Source organism: Okeania sp. (assembly GCF_983059655.1).
Genome location: NZ_CEZPJD010000057.1, coordinates 4,965 through 13,033, shown reverse-complemented (window position 1 = coordinate 13,033; position 8,069 = coordinate 4,965). Strand labels below are relative to the sequence as shown.

The 8,069-nt window shown below is 36.0% G+C and carries 8 protein-coding genes; 7 read left to right on the top strand and 1 reads right to left on the bottom strand.

All coding sequences use genetic code 11. From position 1 onward, the window contains the following. Nucleotides 1-1,108, top strand: a 1,108-nt coding sequence (locus AC3DU7_RS05875) for a hypothetical protein (protein ID WP_488038419.1), incomplete at its 5' end; no start/stop codon positions are given. Between the two features lie 151 nt (nt 1,109-1,259). Here AC3DU7_RS05875 and bluB read toward each other — a convergent pair. Further along, nucleotides 1,260-1,898, bottom strand: coding sequence for a 5,6-dimethylbenzimidazole synthase (gene bluB / locus AC3DU7_RS05870; protein ID WP_488038418.1), 639 nt, complete (start codon nt 1,896-1,898; stop codon nt 1,260-1,262). Nucleotides 1,899-2,101: 203 nt separating this feature from the next. On the opposite strand from bluB, the gene ribBA reads away from it, so the two are divergent. The 6 genes from ribBA to AC3DU7_RS05840 all read left to right on the top strand — a co-directional run bounded on the left by ribBA (nt 2,102) and on the right by AC3DU7_RS05840 (nt 7,829). Next, a complete protein-coding gene (ribBA, locus tag AC3DU7_RS05865; RefSeq protein WP_488038417.1) occupies nt 2,102-3,841 on the top strand; it encodes a bifunctional 3,4-dihydroxy-2-butanone-4-phosphate synthase/GTP cyclohydrolase II in 1,740 nt (579 codons plus the stop codon). Nucleotides 3,842-3,983: 142 nt separating this feature from the next. After that, complete coding sequence (locus AC3DU7_RS05860) at nt 3,984-4,181, top strand: type II toxin-antitoxin system Phd/YefM family antitoxin (RefSeq protein WP_488038416.1); 198 nt, start codon at nt 3,984-3,986, stop codon at nt 4,179-4,181. Nucleotides 4,182-4,260: 79 nt separating this feature from the next. After that, complete coding sequence (locus AC3DU7_RS05855) at nt 4,261-4,512, top strand: type II toxin-antitoxin system Phd/YefM family antitoxin (protein WP_488038415.1); 252 nt, start codon at nt 4,261-4,263, stop codon at nt 4,510-4,512. Next, nucleotides 4,509-4,763, top strand: coding sequence for a Txe/YoeB family addiction module toxin (locus AC3DU7_RS05850; RefSeq protein WP_488038414.1), 255 nt, complete (start codon nt 4,509-4,511; stop codon nt 4,761-4,763). Before AC3DU7_RS05855 ends, AC3DU7_RS05850 begins: the two co-directional genes overlap by 4 nt. Nucleotides 4,764-5,081: 318 nt before the next feature. Next, nucleotides 5,082-5,423, top strand: a complete 342-nt coding sequence (locus tag AC3DU7_RS05845) for a hypothetical protein (RefSeq protein ID WP_488038413.1) — start codon at nt 5,082-5,084, stop codon at nt 5,421-5,423. Nucleotides 5,424-5,630: 207 nt separating this feature from the next. Then, complete coding sequence (locus tag AC3DU7_RS05840; protein ID WP_488038412.1) at nt 5,631-7,829, top strand: PhoX family protein; 2,199 nt, start codon at nt 5,631-5,633, stop codon at nt 7,827-7,829. The last annotated feature ends 240 nt before the right edge of the window (nt 7,830-8,069 follow it).

Here is an 8,069-nt window from a genome sequence, read left to right as displayed (position 1 = left end):
AGAATTAGAAATAGAGGAAACATTAATTGCACCAGAAATAGAGGATATTCCTACTACTGAGTCAGCAGAATTAGAAATAGAGGAAACATTAATTGCACCAGAAATAGAGGATATTCCTACTACTGAGTCAGCAGAATTAGAAATAGAGGAAACATTAATTGCACCAGAAATAGAGAATATTCCTGCTACTGAGTCAGCTACATCAAAAATAGAAACTAGCGAAGCAAAGGAGCTACCAAAAACAAAAGAAAGAATAGGTAAATTTGTGAATAGTGTTAGAGATAGATTTTTTGGTCTTATAAATAAAGTTACCGAAAAACAGAAATCAGAAACTCTAGACACAATAGAAAAACAAAATTTAGAAGAAAATTTCAATCCATCAGAAACATCTAAAATTGAAGATTCACTTCAGGAAAATGAGTTTCCTAGTCTACCAGAAATAGTAGAGGAAGAATCAACAACAGAACCAGTAGAAAAACTGCCTCCCCAAGAAACTTCTACTTTGACACCAAATGTAGAAGAAAGTAATGAATCAGTAGAAGCTCCTTCTATGTCTATACCTGAAGTTGTAGAAGATTTTCAGCCAGAAGATACTATTCCAAACTCAGAACAAATTACCGAGGAAGAATCTGAAGTAGTTATAGAATCTATGCCTACTGAAAGTGATGATTCTACATCTATACCTGAAGTTGTAGAAGATTTTCAGCAAGATACTATTCCAGACTCAGAACAAATTACTGGGGAAAAACCTGAAGAAGTTGTAGAACCTATTCCCACTGAAAGTGATGATTCTACTATGCCTATACCTGAAGTTGTAGAAGATTTTCAGCAAGGTACTATTTCAGACTCAGAACAAATTACTGGGGAAAAACCTGAAGAAGTTGTAGAACCTATTCCCACTGAAAGTGATGATTCTACTATGCCTATACCTGAAGTTGTAGAAGATTTTCAGCAAGGTACTATTTCAGAATCAGAACAAATTACCGAGTCAAAATCTGAAGAAGTTGTAGAACCTATGCCTACTGAAAATTATGATTCTATACAAGAAATTACTGAAGAAATTGAATCTGAAAATAATCTTGATTCTCCAGAAGAGGTAACAGAATAAATTTATATTTACAGTAATTTAAAGGTAAATAAACCACTTATAGAGATGTTATATAAAACGCCTCTATAAGTGAAATATCCAGTTTTAATAAGCCTTAATAACCTATTCCAAGACAAAATTAATAGCTGATAGCTGACAGCTGAATGCTTACTTAATAACTGTCATAATAAATCACTGCCTCCTTTAATTTACGCTTTTCCCAGTTAACAATTTCCAGCAAAGGACGTTCTGTGAATTCTGTGACATAACCTAAACATAAATACGCTATTAATTCATTTTCTGGAGGAGCATTGAGAATAGTTTTTACCTCTTTTTCGTCTAAAATACTTACCCAACCCAACCCTATATTCTCCGCTCTAGCCATTAACCACAAATTTTGAATTGCCAGACAAACACTGTACGGTCCAACTTTCTCCATACTTGTTTGACCCATAACAGGAGTAAGTGAGGGTTTATAGAAAACAGCAATGTTAACTGGAGTTGTAGTAATTCCTTCCAATTGAAAATTATTATATAATGGTTTGTCCTTAAAGATTTCTTTCGCTTTTTCGTTTTCTTTTTCAAAAGATGCCTTGATTTTGGCTTTGATTGATGGGTCACGAATAATTACAAATTCCCAAGGTTGGGAAAAACCAACTGAAGGGCCAAGTAAAGCAGCTAAAAGTAATCGCTCAATTTTTGTATCGGGAATTTCTTCATTAATAAAGTTTTCCCCAAATTCTGTTCGACGATGAACGATAATATCTGCAAGTATTTGACGTTCTTGTTCTGTAAAAATTCTACCTTTCATATTATTTATTTCCAATTATTGTATGATATTTTCTATCTGAAACTCAATTACTTAATAGAGTCTTCAAGTTCCTGTAAGGTATATTCTCAACTATCTATCTAATTTATTCATTCTTGTTACTATACTTCGGTAGCCTAGGAAACCCTATAATCTTTGTATATCGTTATAATATTTGTATACTTTTAAACATATTTTGAACAAAAATGACAAAATCAGGGAAGCTATCTGTGAATACACAACTAAACCAACAATTTAAATTTGATTCTATTGATGCTGCACTAGCAGATATTAAAGCAGGTAAGTCTGTAGTAGTAGTCGATGATGAACATCGAGAAAACGAAGGAGATGTAATTTGTGCAGCTCAATTTGCTACTCCAGATATGATTAACTTTATGGCAGTAGAAGCTAGAGGTCTAATTTGTCTGGCATTAACAGGCGATCGCCTTGACGAATTAGATATTCCACTTATGGTTACTAAAAATACTGACAGTAACCAAACAGCTTTTACTGTTAGTATTGATGCTTCCCCACAGTTGGGAGTGTCTACAGGTATCTCAGCAGAAGACCGAGCGCATACTATTCAAGCTGTCATTAACCCTACTACCAAACCAGAAGATTTACGTCGCCCTGGTCATATCTTCCCTATTAGAGCTAAAGAAGGAGGAGTATTAAAACGAGCAGGTCATACAGAAGCTTCTGTTGACTTAGCTAGATTAGCAGGTTTATATCCGGCAGGGGTTATTTGTGAAATTCAAAACCCAGACGGTTCGATGGCAAGGTTACCTCAATTAATAGAATATGCTCAAACTCATAATCTGAAATTGATCAGTATTGCTGATATTATCAGTTATCGGATCAGACACGATCGCTTTGTTTATCGAGAAGCTGTTGCTAAGTTACCATCCCAATTTGGTGAGTTCCAAATTTATGCTTACCGCAATACTCAAAATAATTCGGAACATGTAGCTATTGTTAAAGGCAACCCAGAAGAATTTCAAGAAAAAGATGTCATGGTGCGGGTACATTCTGAGTGTCTGACTGGAGATGCTTTCGGTTCCCTTCGTTGTGACTGTCGAATGCAACTGCAAGCAGCAATGAAAATGATTGAAAATGCGGGTGCGGGAGTGGTCGTCTATTTGCGACAAGAGGGTAGGGGAATAGGTTTAATTAATAAAATGAAAGCTTATTCATTGCAGGATATGGGATTAGATACTGTGGAAGCTAATGAAAGATTAGGGTTTCCAGCAGATTTGCGCAACTATGGTGTGGGAGCACAAATATTACATGATTTGGGTGTGAAGAAAATTTGTTTGATTACAAATAATCCCCGGAAAATAGCAGGTTTAAATGGTTATGGAATTGAAGTAGTAGACCGGATGCCTTTGTTAATTGAAACAACAGATTATAATTCTACTTATTTGGCGACTAAGGCGCAAAAATTAGGTCATATGTTGTTACGCAGTTATTTAGTGACAATTGCTATTGATTGGAATGATGAAAACACAGAAGGAAAATTTGTTGATAATTCTTTGGTTAAAACTTTGAAATCTCCCCTTCAAAAGCGCTATGAATATTTGGAAAAATTACGCAGTTTAATCAAAGAAGATGATTTTCTGTTGCGGGAAGAAACTAGAGCAGTGGCAACAGCGGTTTTTGCTCAAGCACCTTTAATAGTTAATTTTGGTTTAGAAAAAGCAACATTAATTACATCTGAATGGTATCAACAATCAAATCATCCTTATTTGGAGGCGATCGCTAAAATATTAACAGAAATAGGTAAATGGCCGAATATTTCAAAATTGGAATTTCTCATTGCTTCTGGTTCCGATCCTATGACTACTTTACAAGTGCAGCTCCAGCGTCAGAGTTTTAAAATTGATGAATTATTGAGCGTTATACAACATTTAGAACCGCAAAAAATTTACAGTTTGAAAGTTTTTTAGGAGTTAGGAGTCAGGAGTTATATAAGAAAAAATGCCTTCGGTGTTCATTTTTTTAAGCGTAAACTATCTTTTTAGTCAAAAAGAATTTTGCAACTTTCAAAGTTTATCGCTCTACCGCTCTGACTATGAGGTTGGTATAACGATGGAAGTAATCAATATTGACCAAGCCAAAACACAACTTTTGCAACTTTTAGTCCGAGTGCAACAGGGAGAAAAGATCGTCATTGCCAATGGAGGAAAACCAGTGGCATTATTGAGTCAGTATCAAGAATCTCAACTCTCAAACCGTCTTCCAGAAGGTTTACGCGGTCAATTTACATTTCAACCAACCAGACAATGATGATGGGTGCATTTCTCACACTACTGTTCGGTTAAGCAATTGATATAATGATTAGAGCAAAAAGAGGAAAAATATTAAGATGGATAGACTAAATTACGTCAAGATTAAAGAAGAATTACCGAAAATTATCGAAAAAGTCTGTAATGAGCACGATCCTGTCATTATTACCACAGAAAATAATCCTCCTGTTGTTTTAATGTCCCTAGCAGATTATCAGTCCTACGAAGAAACTCTATATTTACTCCAAAGTCCTAAAAATGCTCAACGTCTGCGAGACTCTATTGCAGAATTAGAATCAGGGGGAGGGATGGAAAGAGAGTTATTAACATGAAACTGATTTTTTCCGAAAATGCTTGGGAGGATTATTTATATTGGCAAAAAACAGATAAAAAAATTCTCAAACGGATTAATCTTTTGATACAAGATATTAAACGTTCGCCCTTTGAAGGAATTGGCAAACCTGAACCATTAAAGTACGATTTATCAGGATATTGGTCAAGACGAATTGATGACGAACATCGTATTGTCTATAAAGTCCAAAATGAGGCAATTTTTCTATCTGAACTAAGATATCATTATTGATAATCAAGATATGATCCCAGACATACAGAAATCAAAGAATTTTTGGTACACAAAATCCTCAAAAACTTAAATGTCAAATCTAACCCACCCCTAGCCCCTCCCAGGAGGGGAATTAAGCGAATATACCAAGTTAGGACAATTCAATTAATAAAAACCAGGAAACTAAAATGACAATGATAGAACCCCTGGATGTATCTATTTAAAAGAAGATGAGAAGATGGGGAGATGGAGAGATGGGGAGATGAGAGTATTTTTCTATCTACAAGGGAAGCTACCAGGTGCGCTATTGGGCGACACGGGGTCGCATTTTCGCAAAAGTTGAATTTTCAAGTTTCAGAAGAGATTATTCCACCTCACATTGAAAATGCCAAACTTACAAGGATAATCTTTAAACTTGATGCTCCTGATGTATCATCTAATCAATCCTTTGTAACTTTGGAAATAGCCAATGAACAAGCTATGAAAATTGATTTTGATGTCAATAATATCGCTAGTATAGAAAATTTAAGTAATGAACAGTTTGCTGGTAATTGGGTTATTGATTTCGGCCTAACTAACGTTCCCGGAAATTTGAAAAATAATGGATTTTTGAATCCTGAAATTGTCAATAATATCAAATTAATCTTGATTTACGAAGGGGAAGTAAGTTGGGTTAATTAGGGTTTGCTGAAAAAGTCTTTTAGTAGGGGCAGGAGACAGGAGACAGCTATACATGAGACAGGATTCAATAATTGATAATGGATAATTGATAATTAGGGCTTGCTGATTAAATTTAAAAGCATTGACACATAAAGATTTTAGCATTTTTGATGTCAAAAAAACTCAATTAAAGCTATACTAACAATAGTCAAACAAAATGCTTTGTCTATGAACCTTAAACGTAGAGAATTCCTTATCTTTCTTGGAGCTAGTGCAGGAACAATAGCCCTTGGTTCCTGTCAAAAACAATCATCTACTCTAGTAACTAAAGAATCTCCAATTAGTGGAACTAACAATATTAATTTCCAACCAGTTAAAGGTCCAATGCCTTTAACAACGAGTAATCAAGAGTTAAATATAGAAAATTATAATAATTACGAAGTAGTAGATGATTTAATAATTCCAGAAGGTTTTACTTATGATGTTATTGGGTCGTGGGGTGACAAAATAGGTGATTCACGTTTTGGCTACAATAACGACTATCTTTCCTACATCGAAACAGGAGAAAATGAAGGATTATTAACCATAAACTTTGAATATATTAGTCCTTTGCCTTGGATAACAACTTATCAAACAGTTATTGGTAAATCTATGCCTTTTGCAGAATTAGCAACAGCATTTAGACAGGCAGGAGAATCAGGAATTAGTTCAGAAGAGTTACTTGACAATTCCCTGAAAGAAAAGGTTGTCGAAATAGCTAAAGAAGCAATGATTGATATGGGAATAGGTGTAATTTCTATACGTCGCGAAACAGATGGAAAATGGGTAAGAACAAATTCAAAATTTGACCGCAGAATAACAGGTATTTCAGGATTAGAAGACGGGCGTTATTTAAAATCAACAGGACCCGCAGTAGCAGTATTTAACAAAAAAGGAAAAGGGTATGACGATAAATTAGGCGATCGCATCATTGGGAGTTTTGGTAACTGTGCAGGTGGCACTACACCTTGGGGAACAGTATTTAGCGCCGAAGAAAATTTTCAAAGTTATGTGATAGAGCCAGTTTATGCTGATGGTACCTCTGTTGATCCAACCAGAGAAAAATCCCTATTCATTGGTGAAAGAGGAGTAGCAGGTCTGGGAAGTGCATTTGGTTTAGCTGGTAATAAGTATGGTTGGATGGTAGAAGTAGACCCAGCTAACCCTGACGACTATGGTACAAAACATACTTGGTTAGGTCGTTATCGCCACGAAGCAGTAGGTATTAGGGTAGAGGCTGATAAGCCATTAGCATTTTATTCCGGATGCGATCGCCGTAGCGGTCATCTATATAAATTTGTGAGTAAAGATAAAGTAAAATACCCCACTGATAAAGCTAACTCTCAACTTTTGACAGATGGGATGTTGTATGGGGCTAAATTTAATCCTGATGGTACAGGTAGTTGGATTCCTCTACAACCTGATACTCCCGTGAATCCAGATTTACCAGAAGTCCACGTTAACAGTATGATTAATCTACCCCAAAGACCTGATGGTGGTAGTTTCAAAGCAATAACTGCTCAAGAAGTAGAAAGGTTCAAACAGAAATATAAAACTCTGGGGGACTTGTATGAAGGTAATGCTGAAGAGAAACAGGGAGCTATTCTCATTGATGCCCATCTAGCTGCTAATGCTGCTGGCGTTACTTGTACCGCACGTCCTGAAGATACTGAGGTAGATAAAAATGGTAATTTATTTATTGCCTTTACCTCTGGGTTTCCCAGTAAATCTGATGGCAGTCCAGACAAACGTATATTTAAAGGTCCAGATGGTGAAGCTTACGAGTTTGGTTGGATTATGCGTTTGACTGAGGATGATAATCAACCAGATGCTATGACATTTAGTTGGGAAATGTTTGCTACTGGGGGCGAACCTATGGAGGGAGGACTAGGATTCTCTAATCCTGACAATTTAGAATTTGATGAACAAGGTAATTTATGGATGGTAACAGATATTAGTACCAGTAAGCAGAATAAAATAGTACCTCCGAATCGAGTGGGTAAAGATGGCAAACCAATAAGCCAGTCTACTCTTTGTGGTTTATTTGGTAATAATTCTATCTGGAAAATTCCTACTTCTGGTCCTAATGCTGGAGAAGCTTACTTGTTTGGAATAGCGCCAACAGAAAGTGAAACTTGTGGGCCTTTCTTTACCAAAGACCAGAAAACTTTGTTTGTAGCTATTCAACATCCAGGAGAATATAACGGCATTCGTCAGAGTATGGCTTCAGAAACTCGTCAGTTGGCAATGAAAACCATTGATGGTTCAGATTTTGTCCAGACTCGTACCGTACCTATGGGGTCTAACTGGCCAACTAAACAAGTTAACGATCCTCCGAAACCTTCAGTTGTAGCGATCCGTCGGTTAGATTCAACACCGATTACTTAATAGCAGGGAACAGGGAACAGGGAACAGGGAACAGTAGGAAAAACATTTCTCTGCCTGAGATTCATCATCACTCTATGTCCATCTCACAAAAAAATAGGGTCTAAAGTATAGGGCTTCAGACATAGGTACTGGTAAATGATAATTGATAACTGAAATGATCTGTCTATTGCGATAAATAGAAATTGAGAAATTGAGAAACTGAAAAAGGATAAATAGTTATAAGTTGGTCGCTAAATCGAA

Coding starts and splice junctions, on each gene's coding strand:
- bluB (WP_488038418.1), bottom strand. CDS start 1,898: ATGAAAGGTAGAATTTTTACAGAACAAGAACGTCAAATACTTGCAGAT.
- ribBA (WP_488038417.1), top strand. CDS start 2,102: ATGACAAAATCAGGGAAGCTATCTGTGAATACACAACTAAACCAACAA.
- AC3DU7_RS05860 (WP_488038416.1), top strand. CDS start 3,984: ATGGAAGTAATCAATATTGACCAAGCCAAAACACAACTTTTGCAACTT.
- AC3DU7_RS05855 (WP_488038415.1), top strand. CDS start 4,261: ATGGATAGACTAAATTACGTCAAGATTAAAGAAGAATTACCGAAAATT.
- AC3DU7_RS05850 (WP_488038414.1), top strand. CDS start 4,509: ATGAAACTGATTTTTTCCGAAAATGCTTGGGAGGATTATTTATATTGG.
- AC3DU7_RS05840 (WP_488038412.1), top strand. CDS start 5,631: ATGAACCTTAAACGTAGAGAATTCCTTATCTTTCTTGGAGCTAGTGCA.